This is a genomic window from Wocania ichthyoenteri Th78, assembly GCF_000789235.1.
Lineage (GTDB): Bacteria > Bacteroidota > Bacteroidia > Flavobacteriales > Flavobacteriaceae > Wocania_A > Wocania_A ichthyoenteri.
Window position 1 is genome coordinate 2,314,362 of the sequence record NZ_KN525716.1, and the last position, 24,637, is coordinate 2,338,998.

Annotated in this window: 20 protein-coding genes; 9 read left to right on the forward strand and 11 right to left on the reverse strand. The window is 32.7% G+C overall.

Annotated elements, in window-relative coordinates:
- Positions 1 to 9 precede the first annotated feature (9 nt).
- The 3 genes from RG22_RS10055 (at position 10) to tsaB (ending at position 3,252) form a co-directional block, all read left to right on the forward strand.
- Positions 10 to 1,128: an efflux RND transporter periplasmic adaptor subunit gene (locus RG22_RS10055; RefSeq protein WP_034042914.1), complete on the forward strand. Its 1,119-nt coding sequence runs from the start codon at positions 10 to 12 to the stop codon at positions 1,126 to 1,128.
- A gap of 16 nt (positions 1,129 to 1,144) precedes the next feature.
- Positions 1,145 to 2,464 (forward strand): TolC family protein, encoded by a 1,320-nt coding sequence (locus RG22_RS10060; RefSeq protein ID WP_034045967.1) that lies wholly within the window; start codon positions 1,145 to 1,147, stop codon positions 2,462 to 2,464.
- Positions 2,465 to 2,571: 107 nt separating this feature from the next.
- Positions 2,572 to 3,252 (forward strand): tRNA (adenosine(37)-N6)-threonylcarbamoyltransferase complex dimerization subunit type 1 TsaB, encoded by a 681-nt coding sequence (gene tsaB / locus RG22_RS10065; RefSeq protein WP_034042915.1) that lies wholly within the window; start codon positions 2,572 to 2,574, stop codon positions 3,250 to 3,252.
- Between the two features lie 4 nt (positions 3,253 to 3,256).
- On the opposite strand, the gene RG22_RS10070 is transcribed toward tsaB, so the two are convergent.
- The 5 genes from RG22_RS10070 to RG22_RS10090 form a co-directional block, all read right to left on the reverse strand.
- A complete protein-coding gene (locus RG22_RS10070; RefSeq protein ID WP_034042916.1) occupies positions 3,257 to 4,069 on the reverse strand; it encodes a mechanosensitive ion channel family protein in 813 nt (270 codons plus the stop codon).
- Between the two features lie 17 nt (positions 4,070 to 4,086).
- On the reverse strand, positions 4,087 to 4,443 hold the full coding sequence (locus tag RG22_RS10075; protein ID WP_034042918.1) for a DUF1304 domain-containing protein: 357 nt from the start codon (positions 4,441 to 4,443) through the stop codon (positions 4,087 to 4,089).
- A complete protein-coding gene (locus RG22_RS10080; protein WP_244462140.1) occupies positions 4,440 to 6,545 on the reverse strand; it encodes a thioredoxin domain-containing protein in 2,106 nt (701 codons plus the stop codon). Before RG22_RS10080 ends, RG22_RS10075 begins: the two co-directional genes overlap by 4 nt.
- 77 nt (positions 6,546 to 6,622) lie before the next feature.
- Positions 6,623 to 6,823, reverse strand: coding sequence for a dodecin family protein (locus RG22_RS10085; RefSeq protein WP_034042920.1), 201 nt, complete (start codon positions 6,821 to 6,823; stop codon positions 6,623 to 6,625).
- A gap of 104 nt (positions 6,824 to 6,927) precedes the next feature.
- Positions 6,928 to 7,830 carry a NifU family protein gene (locus RG22_RS10090; RefSeq protein ID WP_034042922.1) on the reverse strand — a complete coding sequence of 301 codons (903 nt, stop codon included), beginning with the start codon at positions 7,828 to 7,830 and terminating at the stop codon, positions 6,928 to 6,930.
- A gap of 152 nt (positions 7,831 to 7,982) precedes the next feature.
- Between RG22_RS10090 and RG22_RS10095 the strand changes: the two genes are divergently transcribed.
- Both RG22_RS10095 and RG22_RS10100 read left to right on the forward strand, forming a co-directional pair.
- Entirely contained in the window at positions 7,983 to 11,924 is a 3,942-nt protein-coding gene (locus tag RG22_RS10095) for a T9SS type B sorting domain-containing protein (protein WP_034042923.1), read from the forward strand.
- Between the two features lie 8 nt (positions 11,925 to 11,932).
- Complete coding sequence (locus RG22_RS10100; RefSeq protein WP_034042925.1) at positions 11,933 to 12,937, forward strand: PorP/SprF family type IX secretion system membrane protein; 1,005 nt, start codon at positions 11,933 to 11,935, stop codon at positions 12,935 to 12,937.
- Between the two features lie 143 nt (positions 12,938 to 13,080).
- On the opposite strand, the gene RG22_RS10105 is transcribed toward RG22_RS10100, so the two are convergent.
- Entirely contained in the window at positions 13,081 to 14,238 is a 1,158-nt protein-coding gene (locus tag RG22_RS10105; RefSeq protein ID WP_034042926.1) for a vWA domain-containing protein, read from the reverse strand.
- 236 nt (positions 14,239 to 14,474) lie between these two features.
- Between RG22_RS10105 and RG22_RS10110 the strand changes: the two genes are divergently transcribed.
- From RG22_RS10110 to RG22_RS10125, 4 genes are all read left to right on the forward strand, one after another.
- Entirely contained in the window at positions 14,475 to 16,649 is a 2,175-nt protein-coding gene (locus tag RG22_RS10110) for a tetratricopeptide repeat-containing sensor histidine kinase (protein WP_034042927.1), read from the forward strand.
- A 1-nt stretch (position 16,650) separates the two neighbouring features.
- Positions 16,651 to 17,229 carry a hypothetical protein gene (locus RG22_RS10115; protein WP_034042928.1) on the forward strand — a complete coding sequence of 193 codons (579 nt, stop codon included), beginning with the start codon at positions 16,651 to 16,653 and terminating at the stop codon, positions 17,227 to 17,229.
- A 25-nt stretch (positions 17,230 to 17,254) separates the two neighbouring features.
- Positions 17,255 to 17,989: a LytR/AlgR family response regulator transcription factor gene (locus RG22_RS10120; RefSeq protein ID WP_034042929.1), complete on the forward strand. Its 735-nt coding sequence runs from the start codon at positions 17,255 to 17,257 to the stop codon at positions 17,987 to 17,989.
- Positions 17,990 to 18,072: 83 nt separating this feature from the next.
- Positions 18,073 to 18,588, forward strand: a complete 516-nt coding sequence (locus tag RG22_RS10125; protein WP_034042930.1) for a gamma carbonic anhydrase family protein — start codon at positions 18,073 to 18,075, stop codon at positions 18,586 to 18,588.
- A gap of 226 nt (positions 18,589 to 18,814) precedes the next feature.
- Here RG22_RS10125 and murI read toward each other — a convergent pair whose 3' ends face one another.
- From murI to RG22_RS10150, 5 genes are all read right to left on the reverse strand, one after another.
- Positions 18,815 to 19,594, reverse strand: a complete 780-nt coding sequence (gene murI, locus RG22_RS10130; protein ID WP_034042931.1) for a glutamate racemase — start codon at positions 19,592 to 19,594, stop codon at positions 18,815 to 18,817.
- Positions 19,595 to 19,677: 83 nt separating this feature from the next.
- On the reverse strand, positions 19,678 to 20,184 hold the full coding sequence (locus RG22_RS10135) for an OmpH/Skp family outer membrane protein (RefSeq protein WP_034042932.1): 507 nt from the start codon (positions 20,182 to 20,184) through the stop codon (positions 19,678 to 19,680).
- 35 nt (positions 20,185 to 20,219) lie between these two features.
- Complete coding sequence (locus RG22_RS10140; protein ID WP_034042933.1) at positions 20,220 to 21,200, reverse strand: OmpH/Skp family outer membrane protein; 981 nt, start codon at positions 21,198 to 21,200, stop codon at positions 20,220 to 20,222.
- A 112-nt stretch (positions 21,201 to 21,312) separates the two neighbouring features.
- Positions 21,313 to 23,925 carry an outer membrane protein assembly factor BamA gene (gene bamA, locus RG22_RS10145; RefSeq protein WP_034045970.1) on the reverse strand — a complete coding sequence of 871 codons (2,613 nt, stop codon included), beginning with the start codon at positions 23,923 to 23,925 and terminating at the stop codon, positions 21,313 to 21,315.
- Positions 23,897 to 24,637 carry an isoprenyl transferase gene (locus RG22_RS10150; RefSeq protein WP_034042934.1) on the reverse strand — a complete coding sequence of 247 codons (741 nt, stop codon included), beginning with the start codon at positions 24,635 to 24,637 and terminating at the stop codon, positions 23,897 to 23,899. Before RG22_RS10150 ends, bamA begins: the two co-directional genes overlap by 29 nt.

A 24,637-nucleotide genomic window follows, 5' to 3' on the forward strand; every position in this document is an offset into this window, starting at 1 on the left:
ATCAAAAAAATGAACAAAACAGTAAAAATTATTTTAGGAATCGTTGTTTTAGTACTATTAGTATTTGTATTAAAGTATTTTAAAGATGCCAACTCAAAAGATGTCGTAGACTATAAAGTTGAAGAGCCTTTTTACACATCAATCAACACAAAAGCTGTGGCAACGGGTAAATTAAATCCAGAAGAAGAGATTGAATTAAAACCGCAAATCTCTGGTATTGTAGATAAAATACTTGTTGAAGAAGGCGATATTGTTAAAAAAGGCGATTTAATTGCAAAAATTAGAGTAGTGCCTAACGAGCAAAGTTTAGTTAGTGCAAAAAGTAGAATATCATCATCTAGATTGTCATACGATAACTCAAAAACATTGTATGATAGAAATAAAACACTTTTTGAAAAAGGTGTAATTTCTCAACAAGATTTTGAAAATAGCGCACTGTCATTTAACCAAGCAAAAGAGTCGCTAACTCAAGCACAAAACGATTACCAAATTATAAAAAGAGGGTCTATTTCTGGTGGAAGTTCTGCAAACACAAATATTGTAGCACAAATACCTGGTACAATTTTAGAGATTCCTGTTCGAGAGGGCGATCAAGTTATTCAAAGTAACAACTTTAATGCAGGTACAACCATTGCTACTATTGCAGATATGAGTCTTATGATTTTTGAAGGTAAAGTTGACGAAGCAGAAGTTGGTAAACTTCAAGAAGGTAAAGAAATTAAAGTGTTATTAGGAGCTATTAATGATAAGGAATTCCCAGCAAAATTGACTTTTGTTGCACCTAAAGGTATAGAGGAGAATGGAGCAGTACAGTTTACTATAAAAGCAGACGTACAAATAGAACAAAGCACAAATATTAGAGCAGGTTATAGCGCTAATGCAGAAATTGACATAGAAAGTAAAGATAGCGTTTTAGCCATTAAAGAAGCCTTATTGCAATACAATAGAATTACAGAAAAACCTTTTGTAGAAATACAAAAAGAAGATGGTAAGTTCGAGAAAAGTAATGTAACTCTTGGTTTGTCTGATGGTATTAATGTAGAGATAACCGAAGGAGTTAAAGAAGGCGACAAAATTAAAGTGTGGAATAAAGCATCAAAAGATAACGAAGATGATGAGAATGATTAATTTCAGTATTATAAATATGAAAAATAACTTGTTAGTATGTTTGCTGTTAATTATAGCATCATCTTTTGCTCAACAAAAAAAATGGACGCTGCAAGAATCAGTAGCACATGCACTAGAACATAATATTTCTGTAAAGCAAACGGAGAACACATTGCTTATAAACGAACAAGATATTGTAGCTGCAAAAGGACAGTTTTTGCCATCAGTAAGTGGTAGTGTTTCTCAAGGTTTAAGTTTAGGGACTAGTTTGGTAGCACAAGGTATATTTGCAAATAGAACAAGTCATTCCACAAGTTTAGGCTTAAGCGTATCGCAAAATGTTTTTAGTGGATTTAGAACTTTAAACAGTTATAAACAATCTAAATTAAATTCAGAGCGAAGTCAATTAGAATTAGAGCGCTTAAAAGATGATATATCTTTAAATGTTGTTGATGCTTATTTGAATATCTTATTTAATAAGGAAAATTTAGAAACAGCAAAAGCACAATTCGATTTTAGCCAAAAACAACTCAAACAAGTACAAGATTTGGTAGATGCTGGCGTACAACCCAAAGCTAATATTTATGATGCTGAAGCAACTTTAAGTAGAGATGCACAACAAGTTACTATTGCTGAAAACAATTTTAATTTGGCATTACTTACATTGTCACAATTATTACAAGTACCTTTTAATGGGTTTGATGTAGAAATGATAGATGTTAATACACCATCAGAAGCTTTGCTGTATAAAGATGCCACTCCAATTTTAAACTATGCGTTGCAAAATAGGAACGAAATTAAAATAGCTGAAAAAAATATTGAAAGCGCTCAATTAAGCACGAAAATTTCTAAAAGCGGTTATTTACCTAACGTTTCATTAGGTTATGGTTTTGGTACTAATGCATTCTATTCAAATTTGGCTAATAATGAAGCTGCTTTTTTAGATCAATTAAATGATAATAAAGGACATAGTTTTAACCTTAATGTTGGAATTCCTATTTTTTCTAGATTTCAGAATAAAACGGCAGTAGCAAAATCTAAAATTCAAGAAGATAACAGTAAACTGCGTTTACAACAAGCTAAGTTAGATTTAGAATCTAATATTCAAAGAGCTTATACAGATGCTCAAGCTGCATTTAAAGCTTATGATGCAGCAAAAAAATCTTTAGCCTCTCAAGAATTAGCATTTAACAATTCTCAAGAGCGTTACAATATTGGTAATATGACAGCTTTCGATTTGGAACAAGCCAGAGTGCAGTTTATAAATGCACAATCGTCTTTAATAAATGCTAAGTACGATTTTGTTTTTAAGACAAAAGTTTTAGACTTTTACATGGGGAAATCTTTAACTAATTAATTAAAGAAATAATTCCTTGAAGTAAAGATTTCAAGATTTAAAAGATTGTCATTCCCGCGTGTCATTAAGCTTAGTCGAAGTGAAGGCTGGAATCTATTAAAAAGAAAATGAGTACATATATCCTAAACATAGAAACCGCAACAACCAATTGCTCAGTCTCTCTTTCAAAAGATGGAGAGACTTTGGTTTTAAAGGAAGATTACGATAAAAATTATTCGCATGCCGAACGACTTCATGTGTATATTGATGCTGTTCTAAAAGAAGCGAAAATCAGTTCAAAACATTTAGATGCAATTGCCATTAGCAAAGGTCCAGGTTCTTATACAGGGTTACGAATTGGAGTTTCGGCAGCAAAAGGGCTTTGTTTTGCTCTAGATAAGCCATTAATTTCTGTGCCAACTTTAGAGGCTTTAGCTCGTCAAGTTAAAACAAATGATGGCGTTATTGTAGCCATGTTAGATGCCAGACGCATGGAAGTATATTCTGCTATTTTTGATTCCAATTATAATCAAATAAGAGAAACCCAAGCACAAATTTTAGATGAAACTTCTTTTAAAGACTATTTAGAAAAACAAAAAATCTATTTTATTGGGAATGGTGTTAAAAAAACTAAAGCACTTATTAATCATCCAAACGCAATTTTTATCGAAGGCAAACTGCCTTCTTCAAGAGAAATGGGAATATTAGCTTATAATAAATACAAAAAAAGCGACATTGAAGATGTCGCCTATTTTGAACCATATTATTTAAAAGATTTTGTGGCGTTAAAGCCTAAATCAAAATCTTAATTAATTATCCTTTCTTTTGAATTTCAACTTGATGTGGATAAGGAATATCAATTCCAGCTTTATCAAGTGCTTCTTTTACATCTTCAGTAATTCCAAAATAAACAGCCCAATAATCATCGGCAGTACTCCACGGTCTTACAGCAAAATTTATCGAACTATCTGCTAATTCAGATACATTTACAGTTGGCGCAGGTTCTTTTAAAACCTTAGGATGAGATGTTAAAACTTGCATTAAAACATCTTTGGTTTTTTTAATATCAGAATCATAACCAACACCAAAAGTTAAATCGACTCTACGTGTGCCTTCTGTAGTGTAATTAATAATGTTCCCGTTTGATAAAGACCCGTTAGGAATAATAATTTCTTTATTAGATAGTCCCGTTAATTTGGTTGTAAAGATTTCAATTTCTTTAACAACTCCTATTTCACCTTGTGCTTCAATTAAATCACCAATTTTAAAAGGCTTAAAAATCATAATTAAAACACCACCGGCAAAATTACCTAAAGAACCCTGTAATGCTAAACCAATGGCTAAACCTGCTGCAGCTAAAATAGCAGCGAATGATGTGGTTTCTACGCCAACAGTACCAAGTACTACAACTATTAAAATAATTTTTAAGATCCAGCCTAAAAGGTTTACTAAGAATTTTTGTAAACTCTCATCATAATTTCTTTTAGACATTATTTTTTTAGTGGTTTTTAGTAATTTTTTAATGACCCAAGACCCAATAATCCAAATAAGAATAGCACCTATCATTTTCGGTCCAAAATCCATAATTAGATCATAGCCTTTGTCAATCCATCTTTCTAAATCCATATTGTTATTTTAATTTTTTAGTTGATAAATATTGTGATTAGCGCAAATATAGCAGGAATACTTTGCACATAAAACAGTTTAATTTGCTTTGTAGAATAAGACCCATAAATACCAGCAATGGTCACACAAACAAGAAAAAATATGGCAGCATTTATGTCTTTTTGAATAATTGAAAAAACTAGTCCAGCAGACAAAAACCCATTATACAGCCCTTGATTTGCAGCTAATACCTTTGTCTCTTCGGCAAATGTCTTCGACTTTAGCCCGAATGCTTTAATGCCTTTTGGTTTGGTCCATAAAAACATTTCTAATATTAAAAAATAGAAATGCTCAAAAGCTACAAAAGCAATTAATATTATAGTTAGTGTACTCACTCTTTTAAAAATTTAATAGCATCATTCACTTCGGTAACAGGTAGCTTACAGGCTTTATTAACACATACATAGATAAACGTATAATCTGGGTTGTAACGATTTTCTAATAAAGGCATGTTGTTTTCTGATGTGCTTGCCGCAATAAGTTTATTAGGCAAATAGGTTTTGTTTAATGCTGCTATTTTTTGTTTAGCCTCAACTCCAACAATGGCAACTTCGTAAAAGGGGTGTGCATAATTAAGCATTAAATCGAACCAATTGGAGTACCCTGACGGGTATTCCAGCATTTCTGGCTTTACATTATTAAGCATGCTCATAGCAGTTTTACTGTAATGTTCGTTATCAAAATAATGCGATAATTTAAATAGGTTTTTCGCCATAATGGAATTGCTTGCAGGAATAACATTATCGCGGTACTCAATGCTTCTAGATACCAACGATTCATCTTCGTTTGATGTGAAATAAAACATTTTACTTGTATCATCGAAAAAATGATCGAAGGTGTAGTTCGCCAAATCTCTTGAAGTGGTTAACCAAGTTTCGTTTAACGTGCTTTCATAAAGTGCTAAAAACGCATCAATGGCAGCGGAGTAATCTTCAAGATAACCGTTGATATTACTTTTTTCATTTTTGTAATTATGGTCTAATCCACCATCTTCGCGTAGCATATTATTAATAATAAAGTTGGCGTTTTTTTCCGCGGAAGCGAGGTAATCTTTATTACCAAATACACGGTATGCATCAACATAACCTTTAAGCATAATAGCGTTCCACGATGTTAAAGTTTTATCGTCTAATCTTGGTTTTGCTCTTTTATTACGCTCTTTTAAAAGTATGTTTTTCCAATTACTTTTCTTTTTATTTAAAGCATCAATGGTAATATTATGCTTTTTAATAATGGATGCATTATCGTCTTTTCTAATTAAAACATAATTATCGTGTTCCCAAAAGCCGTAATTATTTATATTGTAATAATCTGAAAATAATTCAAAATCATCTTTTAAAATTGTTTTGAGTTCTTCCTTTTTCCAAACATAAAAAGCACCTTCTTCGAGTTCACCTTCAGGGGTATTGCTATCGGCATCAAGCGATGAATAGAAAGCTCCATTTTCAGTTGTCATATCTCGCTTAATATATTCTAATGTTTCGGTAACAATATCTTTATATAATTCGTTTTTTGTTGTGAGGTAAGCATCTGCATATAAACTTACTAACTGTCCATTATCGTAAAGCATTTTTTCGAAATGAGGTACATGCCATTTTGTATCGACAGAATACCTAGAAAACCCACCTCCAATTTGATCGAAAATACCACCATAAGCCATTTTTGTTAGCGTAAGATTTACATAATCTTGAAGTTTTTTATCGTTAGTTTGGTAAGCATACCGAAGTAAAAAATGATAGTTATTAGGCATCATAAACTTAGGAGCTTGATTCATGCCGCCTTGATTGTTATCAAAGTTTTTTGACCAGTTTTTTAAAGCATCGTCTATATAACTTTTTTCAAAAATTGGTTCATCAGTATTTAGGGTAACCACATCTAAAGCCTTAATACCTTGTTCTAATTTGTTGGCGTATTCGTATAGTTTCTTAGGCTTTTCAACATAAAGTTTAGAGATTTGCTCTAAAGCGTCCATCCATTGTTCTTTTTTAAAATAAGTACCACCCCAAACTGGTCTGCCGTCGGGTAAAGCAATAACATTAAGTGGCCAACCACCACTTCCCGTCATAAGTTGTACAGCACTCATATAAACCTGGTCTACATCTGGTCGCTCTTCTCGATCTACTTTTATATTGATAAAATTTTTGTTCATGACTTGAGCCACCAAACTATCTTCAAAACTTTCATGCTCCATAACATGACACCAATGGCAAGCGGCATAACCTACACTTATAAGTATAAGTTTATTTTCTGACTTTGCTTTAGCTAGTGTTTTAGGATTCCACGGATTCCAGTTTACAGGATTATGGGCATGTTGTAGTAAATACGGACTAGTTTCGTTTATAAGGTCGTTGGTGTATTGATGTTTCATAGTTTCAGAATTCTGACCTTTACAGCTTATTAATGTGATAATAAATAGGGATAATAAAATAGATTTCATATTTCAAAGTTAGCGAAAATTGATCATAAAAAAAGCGTTCAATTAATGAACGCTTAAATTTTAAAATAAATGTAAATTTAACTTACTTCGAAAGTGATTTTTAAATTTACTCTAAATTCTGTAACCTCGCCATCTTTTACACTTGCGCTTTGGTCTTGAACGTATACCGAACGTATATTCTTAACACTTTTTGATGCGTGTTTTACTGCTTTTTTAGTTGCGTCTTCCCAACTTTTATCTGAGTTTGATAAAATCTCGATTACTTTTAATACTGCCATGATTTATTTTTTTAAGATTAAAATTCAACTACCAGTTTAAAGATAGTTGTTTTTTTGACACAGAAAAGTTAAAAAAGTCACCTAAATAAATTGAATATTGCAATCTAACCGTTTATAGCTTCAACCATATTTACTTTTCCAGGAAGCATTTCTTTTAGCATATTTTCTATACCACTTTTTAAAGTATAAGTTGACGATGGGCAACCACTACATGCCCCTTGAAGCATAACACTTACATTTTTAGTGTTTTCATCATAAGATATAAATTGAATATTCCCGCCATCGCTAGCTACGGCAGGTTTTACATATTCTTCAAGAATATTAACAATTTCTTTTGAGATGTCGTCTAAATTTTCAAAATGCGAGTCTAATTGCGAGTTCGATTTTTTTAAAGTTTCAACAGCTTCTGGCAATACAACGTCTTTTCCGTTCTCAATATAACTTCTAATAAATTCACGAAGTTCGATATTAATATCTTGCCATTCTGCCATATCGTATTTGGTGATTGACACATAATTTTCGTCAATAAAAACACTTTTCACAAACGGAAAGTGAAATAATTCAGTAGCTAATGGCGATAGTTTAGCATCGTCAATTGAGGTAAATTCAAAAAGAGCAGTTACTATTTTTTTGTTAGCAACAAATTTCATTACCGAAGGGTTTGGTGTGCTTTCAGCATAAACGGTTACAGGTACTTTTTTAGGTGCAGTAGTTTCTTCAACTACAACGCCACCATCGTTCAAATAGGTTTCAATCTGTTCTGCCATTTCATCTTTAACATCGTCCCATTCCACAATATTGTAACGCTCAACAGCCACAAAATTACTTGTAATATATACCTTTTTTACAAACGGCAAATAAAATAGTTGTTGTGCTAAAGGCGATGATTTTGCTTCATCAATATTATTAAATTCAAAGCTTTGGTGCTTTGTTATAAATTGATTTAACTCAAATTTTACTATGGCATTATTGGTTGTTTCTTGCACTGAAACCTTAAAATTGTTCATTTTAGCTAATTTTTTGTAAAAATACGAAAGAAACTTTGAGTTATATCTATATTTGATGCTTTGCTTTTAAATATTTAGGCTTTAAAAAACGTTACATCGAAAGTAAAAGATTGCTTTAATATGATTAACGAGTATTTAGCTGAAAATTGACTATGAAAAATTTTTCACTAATTGCATTTATATTTTGTATATCGGTTACAGGCTATGGACAAATTATAAAAGTAAATAATGCTGCTGATGCTCAATCAAGTTTTACTATAGAAAAACTTGTTGAAGATGTTTTAATATCTAGTAAATGCTCTACAGTTGATGCTTTTTCATCGCAAGTAAGCGGAACCCCAACTCAAACGACCACAAAAAGTTATGGTTATTTTAAGCGGCCAACTGGAAGTACTTTTCCATTTGGAGAAGGTATAATTCTAACTACAGGGCAAGCATTTCCCGCTGGAAATACAATTAATTCGGCACGTATTGATAATGTAAATAGCTTAACAGGGGATACAGATTTGCAAGTAGCTTTACGACAATCTAATACGTTTGATGCCACTTATGTTAAATTTAACTTTGTACCTTTAGTAAACACGATTAGCTTTCGTTTTTTAATGGCATCTGAAGAGTATGATGGTTCAACTGAATGTTCTTTTGCTGATAGTTTTGCTTTTTTATTAAGAGAAGTTGGGACAACAAATTATCAAAATTTAGCTGTATTACCAGATGGAACCCCAGTTAGTGTTAAGAATATTAATAATGCTTTTGCTTGTAGAGCAAATACAACTTTTTTTGAAGGATACAACATACCAGATACTAATTATGGTGGACGAACAAAAGTGTTAACAGCCTCTGCGCCAGTAATACCAAATACAGTTTATGAAATTAAAATTGTAGTTGCAGATCAGGGAGACTCAGAATGGGATTCGGCTATTTTTTTAGAGGCAGGTAGTTTTAGTATTGGAGGTAACCTAGGGGTAGACAGAACTATTAAATCAGGAAACCCAGGATGTGGTGGAAAGCCTTTGGAGTTAGATGCTACTTTAGCATTGCTAGGTACAACTTATAAATGGTTTAAAGATGGGGTTGAACAAACAGGAAAAACAGAGGCTACTTTCGATGTTACCACTAATGGAATTTACCGTGTAGAGATTGATGTTGCTGCAGGGTGTAGTTCAAGCGATGAAATTATAGTGCAGTTTACAACTAATCCAATAATAGCTGCTCCACCAGAAGATATGGTGCTATGTGAATCGGATAGTGATTTAAAAGAAGTTTTTGATTTTTCAGCAAACCAAAATTTAGTATTAGGCAGTCAAGCAGCAGCAGATTATCCAATTAGTTTTCATATAAATCAAACCGACGCTGAAACCAATCAAAACCCTATTATAACACCAAATGCTTATACCAATACATCACAAAACGAAACCATTTGGATTCGTATTGCAGATGTAACACAAACCTGTTTTGAAGTAGCAAGTTTTAATATAGCAGTAGATAAAGAAGCGATTGCTAATACACCTATAGATTATGAACTTTGTGATGATGCTAGTGGTGGAAACGACGCTGATGGTATTTCTACTTTTGATTTATCTACTAAAATAAATGAGGTTTTAGGATCTCAACTAGCATCAGATTATGAGGTGAAATTCTACAGCTCTCAAGCTGAAGCTGATGCTGCAGTTTCTGGAACAGAAATCACTTCATCAATTCAAAATAATAATAATCCTCAAACTATATATGCTAGAATAGAAAATAGAGTCAATACGAGTTGCTACGACACTGCTAATTTTAAATTAGTAGTAAACCCATTGCCTGTGGTGAAGAGTATAGTAAATATGAATCAATGTGATTCTGATACAGATGGAGTGACACTATTTAATTTAACCGAAGCTAATAGTACAATATCTACAGACTATTTAAATGAAACGTTCACCTATTATGAAACAAAGGTTCAAGCTGAAGCAGGTTTGCCTGCAGATGAAATAGTTGATTTTATTAATTATTCCAATGATGTTTTGAACCCATTTAATGATATAGTTTATGCAAGAGTTGAAACTGTGAATGGGTGTTATAGAACGACCCAAATAAACTTAACAGTTGGTACATCGCAAATTCCTGCTGTTGGATTTGATTTTACATATTATGCCTGTGATGATAAAGTAGATAAGGGTAATACCGATGGAATTGCATCATTTGATTTTAGTGATGCTGATGTTCAGTTTAGAGCAGCATACCCATTATCTACAGTTGCATACTATATTAATGAAACTGATGCCTTGACTGAAACCAATGCGATTCCAGATATTACTGATCATCGAAATGATAAGTCTGCTGGAACACAAACAATATATGTACGTATTGATAGTGATACAGTTAATGGTTGTGAAGGTTTAGGCCCACATATTACTTTAACGGTAAATCCATTACCAGTACTAAATACAATTGATGATTATGTGTTGTGTAGTGATACAGATTTTACTGTTTTTGATTTGCCAACAAAAGATATTGAAGTTATTGGAACACAAACCAAAGCTATTTTAATAAGCTATCATCTTACTGAGCAAGATGCAATTGATAATATAGCGATAGCTAATAGTAGTGCATACTCAAATACAAGTAATCCGCAACCTATATTTGTTCGTGCTCAATTTGATGAAAATGGAAATGGTATAAGAGATGCCGATGAATGTTATAGTACTGATATGAGTTTTAATCTTGTTGTAAATCATAATCCAACTATATTTCAACCAGATACTATACGTATTTGTAGTGATATTATACCAACAGATTACGACTTAACAATAAGAGAAAGTCAAATTACTGGTGGTGATGCATCAATTATATTATCATACTTTGAAACCCAATTAGATTTAGATAATAATAAACCTATTCCGTACCCTACAACATATACTAATACACTTTTAGATAGAGATATTCTGGTTTTAGCCACAGGTTCTAACACATGTACTTCTATAACAACACTACCTTTAAAAATAATTATTTATGAAGATTTAAACCAAAAGCCATTACCTATTGAAGAATGTGAGGTTGATAATAATGGGTTTGATTTTTTCGATGTAACGAGACGAGAAACAGAAATTTTAAATGGACTTGACACTAATGATTTTGAACCTTTTATTTATTATGAAAATAAAGCTGATGCCATTGCAGGAAATAGTAATACAATTTCAAACAGCATCAGTTTTGAAAACACACAATCTTATACTCAAACTATATATGCCAGAGTAAAACCACATGCAAACGAATGTTTTATTGTAGTTCCAATAAACTTAATTGTAAATCAATCTCCAGAAATAGGTATTGACGAAGAATATGTCATTTGTTTAAATAGGAATGATGATGTTATTAACCCAGAAAATACACCATTAATAAGTGTACCCCCAATCGACACACAATTAAATACTACAAATTATACATTTCAATGGTATAATGGGACAGAGGCAGAGGTGAATGCAGATCCTACAGGTACAGCAATAACCGGAGCTACAGGTGCTCAGTATACACCTGCTGTAGTTGGCAATTATACGGTATTTGCAACTAATATTACTACGGGTTGTAGAATTCCTGCAAGTACTTTGGTAGTGGGGTCGTATCCACCAGAAAGTATGTCGGTAGAATTATTAAGCACTTCTTTTTCAGACAATAATATTATAGAAGTAACAGTTATAGGGGTTGGTGAGTATGAATATAGATTAGATTCTGGTTCGTGGCAGAGTTCAAATGTATTTGAACGAATAACAGGAGGAGAACATACAGTATATGTTCGCGATTTGCTAAATTGTAACGAAATTTCTGAAATGCAGATTGTGATTGACTATCCTAAGTATTTTACACCTAATAACGATGGTGTACATGATACATGGAATATTAAAGGAATAGCAACACAACCTAATTCAGAAATTTATATATTTGACAGATACGGGAAGCTAGTAAAACAGTTAAACCCTAAAGGAATTGGATGGGACGGAACATTCAACGGACAAGAATTTCCAACTGGTGATTATTGGTTTATAGTAAAATATAACGAACCACTTGATGGTACACAAAAGGAGTTTAGGTCGCATTTTACTTTGAAAAGATAAAATAGAAGATGAAATTAAAACATATTTTTATGGTAATGATAAGTGTATTATGCACTAATTTATCAACTTCACAAGAAGGGTTACCAATATATACGGATTATTTAACAGATAATTATTACCTCATCCACCCATCAATGGCTGGTATTGCTAATTGCTCTAAAGTTAGACTAACATCACGTCAACAATGGTTTGGACATGAAAATGCTCCAAGGCTTACTACATTAAGTTTAAATGGAAGAATTGGTGATACGCCATCTGCAATAGGTGGTATTTTGTATACCGATAAAAACGGGTATCACTCACAAACAGGAGCTTATGCAACCTATGCACATCATCTGATGTTTTCTAGAAGTGAAGTCGATTTAAATATGCTATCTTTTGGATTAAGTGCTGGATTTATTCAATATAAATTAGATGAAACTACATTTTTGTTTGATGGACCCGATATAATAATTGATGGAATTGTGCAAAACGAAACAAATTTTAATATCGATTTAGGGTTTTCATATCACTATTTAGATTATTACGCACATGCTACAATAAAAAACGTATTAAAAAATGCGGGTGTAAATAACGATGTTGAAATTACAAGTAATTTAAGACGCTATTTGCTTTCTGTAGGAGGTGTGTTTGGTAAGTTGGGAAGCGATTGGAGCTACGAACCTTCAGTAATGTTTCAATATAAAGATGGCACAAAAGAAGCTTCGATAGATTTGAATGGAAAAGTTTATAAAAACATGGAATTTGGTAAACTTTGGGGTGGAATTTCATACAGACAAAGTTTTGATGGTGCTGAGTATTTAATCAATTCGAATACTGTAAAAAGTCAAAAGCTGAAACAAATCACGCCTATATTGGGAGTTGATTATAAACAATTTATGTTTGCTTATACCTATACGTATCAAAATAATTCGGTAGTATTTACAAATGGTGGTTTTCATCAATTAACATTAGGCTATAATTTTGCTTGTAAAAGAAAGAAGTACGAATGTAGATGTCCTGCTGTAAATTAGTTTCGAAGTAATAATTTTGTCATCACGAAGTAGGTACGACGTGGCAATCTGTTTAATCTAATCGACTTCTTTTATATCAACAAGTTTTGAATTTATAAGATTACTTCAGTCATACTCCCTTCTTAATGACAAGTTTTTAGTTTTTAATCCCAAGTATATTTTTTCTTTTTGGCTTGCTCTTTTATGGCTTTTGTCATTGCGTTTTCCAGCCCATTTGAGTTTTCTTTTTTATGATCTAGAATATAGAGTTTTCGTTTTTTATTTAACTCTTGAATTTTGTTTTGAATGCTTTCCCGTTCTTTTCGTTTTTTAGCAACATAAGCTTTAATTTCAGTTTCCGATTTGCCTTTTAAAACTTCTGGTAATTGACTTTTTTCTAAATCATCATATTTGAAATTTTCTTCTCCCTCTGCGTCGACTAAATCCCAAGATTTATTTTTATATAAATGTGAGCTTTTGCTTACTGTTCTACTAACAGCATTAGCTTTGCTGTATAAACCAGCATTAGTATCCTGCTCAGCTTGAAGAGCCATTTTTTGTCTGCCAGCATGTCCATAAATAACATAAGTTTTATTCAGTTTTTGATTTAAAATTAAAATATCGTCATCATAAGGCGATGCTATATGCACCGTGGCATTGTTTTGGTTTATAGCCATATAATCGCCGTTAGTTAAGCTTGCCCCATCTCTCCAACGGCTAGAAATACCTTGTTGGTAATCGCCACAAAAAATGGTGTTAATGGTCACGTCTTTTTCTTTTGCGTTGGTCGAAGCGTCTTTGTAGTTTATTTTACCTTGTGTAAAAGGCTCATTTCCTGCGATAAAAATAAGTTTTAAATCGTCTGGATTATCGCCCCATTTTAATTGATTTAATGAGGTTTGAATGACTTGTCCGCAGTATTCTTCACCACCATTTGTGGTTAACGAAAACAGCTCTTTTGAAATCTCGTCAAGATCTTCGCTAAAGCTTAAGACTTGTCTAATATAACCTTCATCACTGTTTAATCTGTCGTTGCCGTATTCATACAAAGCGATTTGTAAATTAGGCTTACTGTCATGGCATTTGGCATAAGACAATTCGTTTACAATATCCCAAAGTTGTGCTTTGGCTTGGTCTATTAACCCGTCCATGCTATTGCTAGTATCTAGTAGAAGGGCTACTTTAATGTATTGATTACTTGGATTGTGTTCTGTAATTTGGACTTGTGCTAGGGCTGTGTTGGATTTTTTATTATTAGCATTACAGGCGGTAAAACTAATGAGCACGACGCTAAAAAGGAGTGTTTTTAAATAAGTTTTCATAATATTTTCGTTTTTTTAATTTAATGATGTCCATTAAGGACTTTTGATTAGCGTAAAGCTAAAGCCACCTTTTTTCTTAAAAAAACCAGAATGAGTTAAGTGATATATTGAATGCGTAAACTGAACGATTGAATGCGTAAACCATTCCTTTTCATATTAAAAATCAGTAGAATTGTAAAACCTCCATTTTATTATAACAAAGAAAGTGTGTAAGTTTATCTATTATAAAGTAGCACATGAAATTATTAGTTAAATACCTTCTTTTTTTATGCTTTTCCTTTAGTGTGAGTTTTATGCTTGCACAAGAAAAAAATGATGTTATAAACTCAGAAAAACGATTTACGGTTCACGGTTCTGTGATTGAAAGCGATACTAATAAACCAATTCCCGATATAAATATTGAAGTTAGCGGAGGTGCATATACCACAACCAATACTTTTGGCGAATTTAGAATTGAAGCCAAAAAAGGCGACGAGCTTATTATAAGACACAAAGATTTTGAAACCGTTTACTACATTATTCAAAGTAGCGAGCGGATTAAAGTTGAGGTACAACCCAATAAATTCGATGAATATGAAAGTAAACTTTTTAAGTCGAGAGCAACTACTCAAGTCTTTAAATCACTTATAGATTCTGCTGAAGTGTATTTAAAAAAGGATGCTAAAAAGAGTATTCAATTTATAGCTGATGCTTTAAAAGGTAGCAGGTCTGTTAAAGAAAACAGTGAAGCTTACGAGGTTTTAGGCGATGTTTATATGTATTGGAAACAGTATGATTTAGTAGTTTCTAACTACAGAATAAGTATTCAAAATAGAGCAACTAATGCTGTTAAAATTAAACTAGCAAAAGCCTATCAGCTCAATAAAAACTACCAAGAAAGTATAGCCACTTATAATGAAATTGATAAAAAAGAACTCTCTAATTGGCAACTGGTTATACTTTATGAAGGTATTGGAGATGTGCATCAAAACACCAAAAATTTTGGTGCAGCAATCAATGCTTATACCGAAGGTTTACAAGTGGCACAAAAGCATTTGATAACACCAAAAATTACTGACTTGAATTCAAAATTGGCTCAAGTATATAACGAAAAAGGTGAGCCACAAAAAGCCAAAGGACTTTTTAAAGAGTCTTTAAGATTGGCCAATACTCAAAATAAGAGAAGAGGTGTAGAGGAGAAAATTAAAGTTGCCGATTTTCAAAACAATTTAAGCGATTATTCCAGTGAAATAGAGTTACGAAAACAAGCCTTGGATGATATTAATGAAATAGAAAGTGATTCGGTTTTCGATAACGAAAGCGCATTAACACCTCAAAAACAAAACTATAAAATTGGTAATGCTTATGCGTTACAGAAAGATTTTGGACAAGCCATAACTTACCTTGAAAAAAGTATTGAAGAAGCCGATGATAAGGAAGATTTAATTGTTCAAAAAGATGCGACTAGAAAATTATCTGAGGTATACCGGGATGCTGGGGAGTTTAATAAAGCACTTATAGCGTATCAAAATTATGTAGATTTAGTAGATAAAGTATATTCAAAAAAAGAACAGGACATATCGCAAGCAGCACGATTTAGTAAAGATATTGTTAGCAAACAAAACCGAATTTTAAGCTTAGAGAGCGACAGAGCACTTTCAGAAAGCAAATATCAACTCAATATTGAACAAGCGCGTACACAAAAACTTATTATCTATTCGTTAATTGGTGGTGTTTTATTGTTGTTAATCACGGCATTTTTAATGTTTAAATATATTAAACAACAGCGATTAGCTAATAATTTATTGGCATTAAAAACGCTGCGCAGCCAAATGAATCCGCACTTTATTTTTAATGCTTTAAACTCTGTAAATAGTTTTATTGTATCAAATGATGAACGGACAGCTAATAAATATTTATCAGATTTTTCATTGTTAATGCGAGCCGTTTTGGAGAATAGTGAAGAAGATTTTATTCCCTTGGAAAAAGAAATCGAGCTTTTGGAACTTTACACCAAATTAGAGCATTTTAGATTTAAAGATAAATTTGATTACAACATAAAGGTCGATAAAAATATTAAAGTCAGTGATTTTGTAATTCCGCCCATGCTGCTGCAGCCCTATATTGAAAATGCCGTTTGGCACGGGTTGCGGTACAAGAAAACAAAAGGGCATTTAAACATCGAAATCACTCAAAATAAAGTAGATGAAATAAAAATTACCATTACCGATGATGGCATTGGAAGAGAAAAATCTAAAGCCTTAAAAACCGAAAATCAGCAAAAGCAAAACTCAAAAGGGATAGGCAATATTAAAAAGCGCGTATCGATTTTGAATGCTATGTACAAAGATAAAGTAGATGTTTTTATTGACGATTTTCAAAATAAAGAAGACAAAGGGACCAAGGTAATTGTAAAGCTTAAAAAGGATTAAAATGAAAATTAAATTATTAGGGTTTGTATTAATTACTTTATTGGTTTCTTGTCAAAATGAAATCATAGATAATCGTGAGGATTGGGTTAAAGAGATTGATGAAACTATTATGGCGTATGAAAAGACAGCTAAAATAGAGTCAACAAAAACTTTAATGGAAAACGGAATTGAATCTGTTTTTGATTATTATCAAAAAGATTCAAATGGTTTCCAAAAAATCAAAGGAACCTATAAAGATGAATTTAATTTAGTAGATGCTATCCTTGAGCTTTATGTGCTAAACGAAGAAATAGTTTTAGAAAAAATGAGCGGACTTTTTCCTTTGCTTTACAAAGGTGAAAAGAAAGAAATCGATCCTTGTTGTGAACTGTTTAACCGATTTATTTATTATAAAAATAGTTTAGAAGGAAAAGCATACACAAAACAATTAAAAATAATGAATGGTAAGGATAAAGAAAAATATATAAATGATTTGAATATGCTACCATTGATTGAAGAAGAAGGATTTAATATTGCAAATGAATACTGGCGAACAAAAAATCAGATAAAAGAATTGAAAGAAGAAATAAAAAACAATTAGTGAATTTGTGGCAAATTAAAAAAATATGAAATTAACCTCAATCATAGTCGAAGACGAAGAAACAAGCAGACAAATTTTAAATAATTACCTCAAAAAATACTGCCCAAATGTTACGGTTTTGGGCGAAGCAGAAAATGTTGAAGAAGCCTTGGTGTTAATTAGAAACAACGATTTGGATTTGGTATTCCTCGATGTGGAAATGCCCTATGGCAACGCCTTCGATTTGCTCGATAAAGTAGGCGATATCAATTTTGAAACCGTATTTGTAACCGCGTACAATCATTATGCGATAGACGCTTTAAACGCCCACGCCTCCTATTATTTAATGAAACCTATTTCCATCGACGAGCTCATCAAAGCCGTCGATTACGTTACCGAAATAAAAACGAAAGAAGAGGCTCTCCAAAACCAAGTATTGGTTCCAAAAACTAATACGGTTAACGGAAAAATAACCATTCCGCAGCAAAACGGTTTCGAGGTTATCGACACTTCCGATATTCTGTATTGTAAAGCCGACGATAACTACACCGAAATCTACCTTAATGCCAATAAAAAGAAAGTGGTAAGTAAAACACTTAAATATTTTGAAGATATTTTAAAGGATAGTGGTTTTGCACGCGTGCACAAATCGCACTTGGTCAATGTAAACGAAGTGGTAAAATACATGAAAGGCAAAGGCGGAAGCGTAATACTTAGCAACGGTAAGGAGATTATGGTTTCGGCATCAAAAAAATCAGCTTTGTTATCATATTTTAAATAACAAATTCCTGCGAAAGCAGAAATCTCATAAATTTGACACCTTACTAAAACAACTAAACGAATTAACAACTAAACAATACATAGATGCCAATAATAAAACCAGTAAACGGAAAATCACCACAAATACCAAACGATTGTTACGTTGCCGAAAATGCCACTATTGTTGGCGATGTTGTTATGGGCAACCAATGTAGTGTATGGTTTAGTGCCGTAATTCGTGGCGATGTCCATTACATAAAAATGGGCAATAAAGTCAACGTACAAGACGGCGCAGTTATACACGCCACCTATCAAAAATCGCCCACTACTATTGGTAATAATGTGTCCATTGGTCACAATGCTATCGTGCACGGATGCACCATTCACGACAATGTTTTGGTAGGTATGGGTAGCATTATTATGGACGATTGTATTGTAGAAAGCAATAGCATTATTGCAGCTGGCGCGGTTGTAACGCAAAACACAAGAGTAGAAGCGGGCAGTATTTACGCTGGCGTTCCAGCAAAGAAAGTGAAGGATATTAGCCAAGAACTCATTTCGGGCGAAATAGACCGTATTGCTAACAATTATATAAAGTATTCGGGTTGGTTTAAAGAGTAGCTTTTCGTCATCCTGAACTAGTTTCAGAATCCCATCATTTCATGTTTTAGGGCGTTACCACACCCTTCTACTTCGCTCAAGGCGAATGGTCGCGCTTGAGTTTATCCTGAGCGAAGTCCGAAGGGTTATATCTTTTTTTACGTCATAGTGAGGATACATAATGTGGCAATCTGTCAATCAATCATGAGATTATCACGTCGTTGGACTCCTCATAATGACATTCTAATTAAAAATCCAGATAATCCACATTAAATTTTCCATCTAAAAGCGATTGCATCACATCAGGATTTCCATTAGTAAAGAGCTTATTTTTAGAATGTAATGTTTCAGTATTTAGCAAACCACGCTGTTCTAAAACAGCTTTAGTTTGTCTTGCAACCGCTTCACCAGAATCTATAATCCTAACATGATTTGGTAGTAATTCAATCAATATGGGCATAAAATACGGGTAATGCGTACAGCCTAAAACCAAGTGATCAATGTGAGCATCAAGCATGGGTTGTAAGTACAGTTTCAATAAGGTTCGCATTTCCTCCGAATGTAATTTTCCGCTTTCAATAAGTTCTACAATACCTTCTCCAACTTGTTCAAGCACATTAATATTACTGGCAAATAACCCCGAGGTTTTCGAGAATAACGTACTGCTTAAAGTACCTTTGGTAGCTAAAATCCCAATCGCGTTAGTTTGGGTTTGCAAAGCCGCCGGTTTTATGGCAGGGTCAATGCCGATAAATGGCACAGTATAGGTTTTGCGTAAATAGTCAATGGCATTGGTGGTTGCGGTGTTACAAGCTACAACAATAAGTTTACAGTTTTTGCTCAGTAAGTATTCGGTGTTTTTTATGCTCAATTTTATAATGGCTTCTTTTCCTTTTGGACCATAGGGCGCATTAATGCTATCGGCCAAATAAATCGTATTTTCGTTAGGTAAAAGAGAATGAATTTCTTTCCAAATAGACGTGCCGCCAACACCAGAATCGAAAATACCAATAGGAAGTTTACTCATAAGTCCATAAATTTAGGTAATAAAAATAAAAAAGCTACCTTGTTTAAGGTAGCTTTTAAATTATTTTTAATAAAGTAGAATGTTTAAATGCCTAATTCTTTTTTTACATCATCCAGTAAGTTTTTACCATCAGACATAATCATTACACCTTGTGCAGAATCTAAAACGTATTCAAAACCTTGAGCTCTAGCTACTTTTAAAATAGCTGTTTTAGCTTTCTCTGTTATAGGTTTTAAAAGCTCTAATTCTTTAGCTTGTAAATCTTGTTGTGCTTGCCCTTGAAATTGACGAATATTTTGCTCCATAGTTTGTACTTCTTGAGCTCTTTTAGTATTTTCTTCTTGAGTTTTTGTAGAAGCTTCAGCATCGTATTGCTTTACTTTAGTTTGAAACTCAGTAGCCATATTTTGAATATCTGTTTGGTAAGTTTTGCCTAAGGTTTCAAGTTGCGTTTGTGCTGCTTTCATTTCTGGCATAGCACTTATTAATTCTTGCGTATTTATATGGGCAACTTTATTTTGGGCTTGTGTAAAACTAACAGTTCCTATACATAATGCCGTTGCTAATAAAATAGTTTTAATTTGTTTCATTTTTAAATAGTATTAATGTGTTATAAATTGTTTTGTTAATTGTTGTTTATACTGTCTTTTGCCTTTTGGCGTTCTTCTAATATTTTTTTCTTTCTGTCTTCAAGTGCTTTTTTTCTTTCTTTTCTTTCTTTTAATTTTTTCTGTCTGTTTTCCTCAATAAGTTGTGCTTTTGTTTTGGTTTCTCCAGTGGGTTTTTCATCGGCAGATTTCCCTGTTTCAGTACTTGTTGTTTTATTTTGTGTATCTAACTTAGCTTGTTTCGCTTTAGCACGATCGTCCAATATTTTTTGGCGTCTTTCTGCGGCAGCTTTTACCTTAGCTTCGCGAGCTGCTAATTTTTCTTGTCTTGCTTTTTCAACCGCGCTTTCACGAGCTGCCTTCTTTTCTTCTAATGCTTTTTCGCGTTCTTCTAATTCTAAATTCACTTCTGGAACTACTTCTTCGTCTTCGGCTGCTTTTCGTTCAGCTTTAGTTTGTACTTGTTTGCGTTTAGATGCTCTTTTTATACTTCTTAATATTTGTTCGCTTAAATCGAATTGTTTTGCTGAATATAACATTACAACATCGGCAGATTTATCAAATATAAAATCGTACTTTCTGCTTCCGGCCAAATCTTGCACTGCGGCAAAAATCTGATCTTGAATAGGCTGCATCAATTGCTTTTTCTGAATCATTAAATCGCCATTTGGCCCAAAACGTTTTTGTTGGTAATCTAATATTTCTTGTTCTTCAAAAGTTAAATCTTCTTCACGCTCATCAATAAGCTCTTTTGTTAAAAGTGCTTTTTCGTTACTTAAATCTTTGCGTTTTTGTTCAACAGCACTCAGTTTAGATTGAATCTCTGTGTTCCATTTTTGAGCCTTATCATCTAATTGCGAGATAGCTTCTTGATATTCTGGAACATTTTCTAAAATATACTCTGTGTCTATGTAACCAATTCTTACACCACGTTGCGCATGTAGTGAAAGGCTTAATGTGAAAATTACTGTCAGTAAAAAAAGAACTTTTGATTTCATGTGATTATTCATCTTTTCGAATTGTATTTTCAAAATTAACGAATTTTAATCTGAAAAATTTCAATTCTTATTCAAATCATCGAATTGTTATTAGAAAATATCGTGCCAAAAATTAAAACTGTTGTCCAATTATAAAGTGAGTTTCCCAACCATTTTTTACAGTTTCGCCTGGTAATGCATCAAATCCATGACCAAAATCGATACCTAATAAACCAAATGCAGGCATAAAAATACGAATACCTAAACCAGCAGATCGTTTAATGCTAAATGGGTTGTAATCTCTAAAACTATTATAAGATGCACCACCTTCTACAAAGCCTAATGCATATATTTTAGCTGATGCTTTTAATGTAATTGGGTAACGAAGCTCTAATGAAAACTTGTTGTAAATGGTGCCGCCATCTTGATCAGATAACGATTGATTAGGGTATCCACGAAGTGCAATAGATTCTCTTCCGTCTAAACTATAACTGCCTAAACCATCACCACCAACAAAGAAACGTTCGAAAGGAATAACGCCTCTATCATTATTATAAGCGCCTAAAAAACCGAATTCTGCACTTGGTTTTAATACCAGGTCTTTAACAATCTCTGCATACCAATCTGCTTTAAAGTTTATTTTATAAAACTCTAACCATTTGTAACGTTCTTGATCTATTTCTCCAACTCTATCTGAAGCTTCAGTTCTTTCTTCAACTGTATTTGTACCGTCACCAATAATAACTTCTAAATCGTCACGTTCATCTTTAAGCGTTTTATAATCTACATTATTAAATAATGAATAAGGAATAGATAGTTTTGCAGTTGCCGAGAAACTTGAACCACCAGTTGGGTAAATAGGGTCTATTCTAGTATTGTTTCTGCTTAGACCAACTGTATAAGATAAGTTGTTAGAATAACCATTACCAAAAGTAAATAATCCAGTGTTGTAATTATTTAAGTCATAGCGTTGATAACTTACGGCTTGCGATAATGTAAAATAATCATCTGGAACAGTTAAACGTTTTGCTAAACCTACAGTAATCCCAGTTATATTAAAACGTCTGGTTTTATCAGCATTTCTTGTAATTGGGTTATATAAAAATTGTTTTGTGTGCGATAAGGATGTTGAAAACTGTACCGGTTTTTTTCCACCTAACCAAGGTTCAGAAAATGAGAAACTATAGGTTTGGTAAAAACGACTTGCTTGTAAACGTAACGCTAGTTTTTGTCCGTCGCCCATTGGGATAGGCTTATAAGCATCTTTTTTAAAGATGTCTTTTATAGAAAAGTTATTAAAAGAAAGCCCTAATGTTCCAATAAATCCGCCACCACCGTAACCGCCTTGTAATTCTATTTGACTAGATCCTGTTTCTTTAACAGCATATTCCATGTCTATAGTCCCTTCGTTTGGGTTTGGGTTGTTAAAGTTTGGTGAGATTTCTTGAGCATCAAAAAAGCCTAATTGCCCAAGCTCTCTAACCGAACGCACCACATTTTCTTTACTGTATAGCTGCCCAGGGCGTGTGCGTAACATTCTGTAAATAACATGGTCGTTAGTTTTATCGTTTCCAACAACCGATACTTTATTAAAATAGGCTGGTTTTCCTTCAGATATTCTAATTTCCATGTCAATAACATTGTTTTCTGCATTGACTTCAACGGGGTTTATAGAAGAGAATAAATATCCGCTATTTTGATACAGATTTGTAATGTCTATTGCATCTGGTTTTGTGTCATCTGCAATACGTTTTTGCAACTCAACACCATTATAAGTATCACCTTTGTTAATCCGTAAATATCTGCGTAAATATTCATTGCTATAAACGGTATTACCAATAAAGGTAATATCGCCAAAAGTATATTGTTCGCCTTCATTAACATTTATATGAAGTGATACTGTTTTTTTATCGTCGTTAATAATTAAGCTGTCAGATAAAATACGAGCATCTCTATAACCGTTTTCTTTGTATTTATCAATTACTTTAGATAAATCTTCTTGATAAGCAGAATCAATAAATTTTGAACGTTTTAATATACGTAAGCGGTTTATCTTTTTTGTATTTTTCATGGCTTTTCTAAGCTTTTTATCACTTAAAATAGTGTTGCCGCTAAATACAATATCTTTAACTTTAACTTTTTCGCCTTTATCTATATTTACTACCATATTAACTCTAGCTGTTTCTAAAGAGTCTTTTACATCAATGGTATTGATAAGTGTTTTAGAATTGTAGTAACCTTCTTTTTTATATTTTTTAGTTAAGAAGTTTTTGGTATTTGTAATAAGATTTTCGGTTACTTTTGTGCCTTTATCTAAACCTGTGTCTTTAATAATGCCTTCTTTTTTACCTTTTTTAACACCGTTAATTTTTAGCTCGTTAAGTTGTGGTAAATCAGACAATCTAATTTCTAAATGCGCTACATTACCTTCAATTTTAGTGATGTAAATTTCTATATCGTTAAACAGTTTTGAGTTCCAAAGTTTTTTTATGGCAGTACTAATGTCTTCTCCAGGAATAGTCATTTCCTTACCTTTTCTTAAACCAGAATAAGTAACAATAGTTTGCTCGCTAAAACTGGTGTTACCAGAAACTGTAATACCTCCTAAGGTGTATTTTTTACCATTATTATATGGTAATTCTTGTGCTTGAATGTTAAAACTACATAAGGTTATTATTGCTAATAAACAGTGTTTTAAAGTTGTCAAAGATAAAATATTAGCTAAGTTGTTCACTTGTTTTCCCAAATCGTCGTTCTCTTTTTTGATATTCAATAATAGCTTCGTACAAATGTTGCTTTGTAAAATCTGGCCAAAGCGTACTAGTAAAGTACAATTCTGCATAAGCAATTTGCCATAATAAAAAATTGCTTATACGTTGTTCGCCACTAGTTCTTATAAGCAAATCTACATCTGGCAAATTTTGCGTGTAAAGATGCTCATTAATAATCGATTCATCAATTTTTTCTGGCGAAATTATATTATTTTTAACTTTAATGCTAATCTCTTTAACAGTATTTAGGATTTCTTCCCTAGAGCCATAGCTTAAAGCTAGGGTTAAAGTCATTCTATTATTACTTTTTGTGCTTTCTATAACTTCATTCAGTTCTTTATAAACTTTTTTTGGAAGTGTTTGTAAATTACCAATAGCGGCAAGTTTAATATTATTATCTTGAAGTGTTTTTATTTCCTTTTTTAATGAGGACACTAAAAGTTTCATTAGCGTTTGCACTTCTAGTTTTGGTCGGTTCCAATTTTCGGTGGAAAATGCATAAAGTGTTAAATTTTTTATACCAAGTTCTGCTGAAGCTTCAACCGTTTCGCGAACTGATTTTGTGCCATTTTCATGACCAAAAGCTCGCAACATACCTTTTTGTTTTGCCCATCGTCCGTTACCATCCATAATAATGGCAATGTGCTTTGGTAGCGTTTTAGTTTGTATGTTTTCTTTTAAATTCAT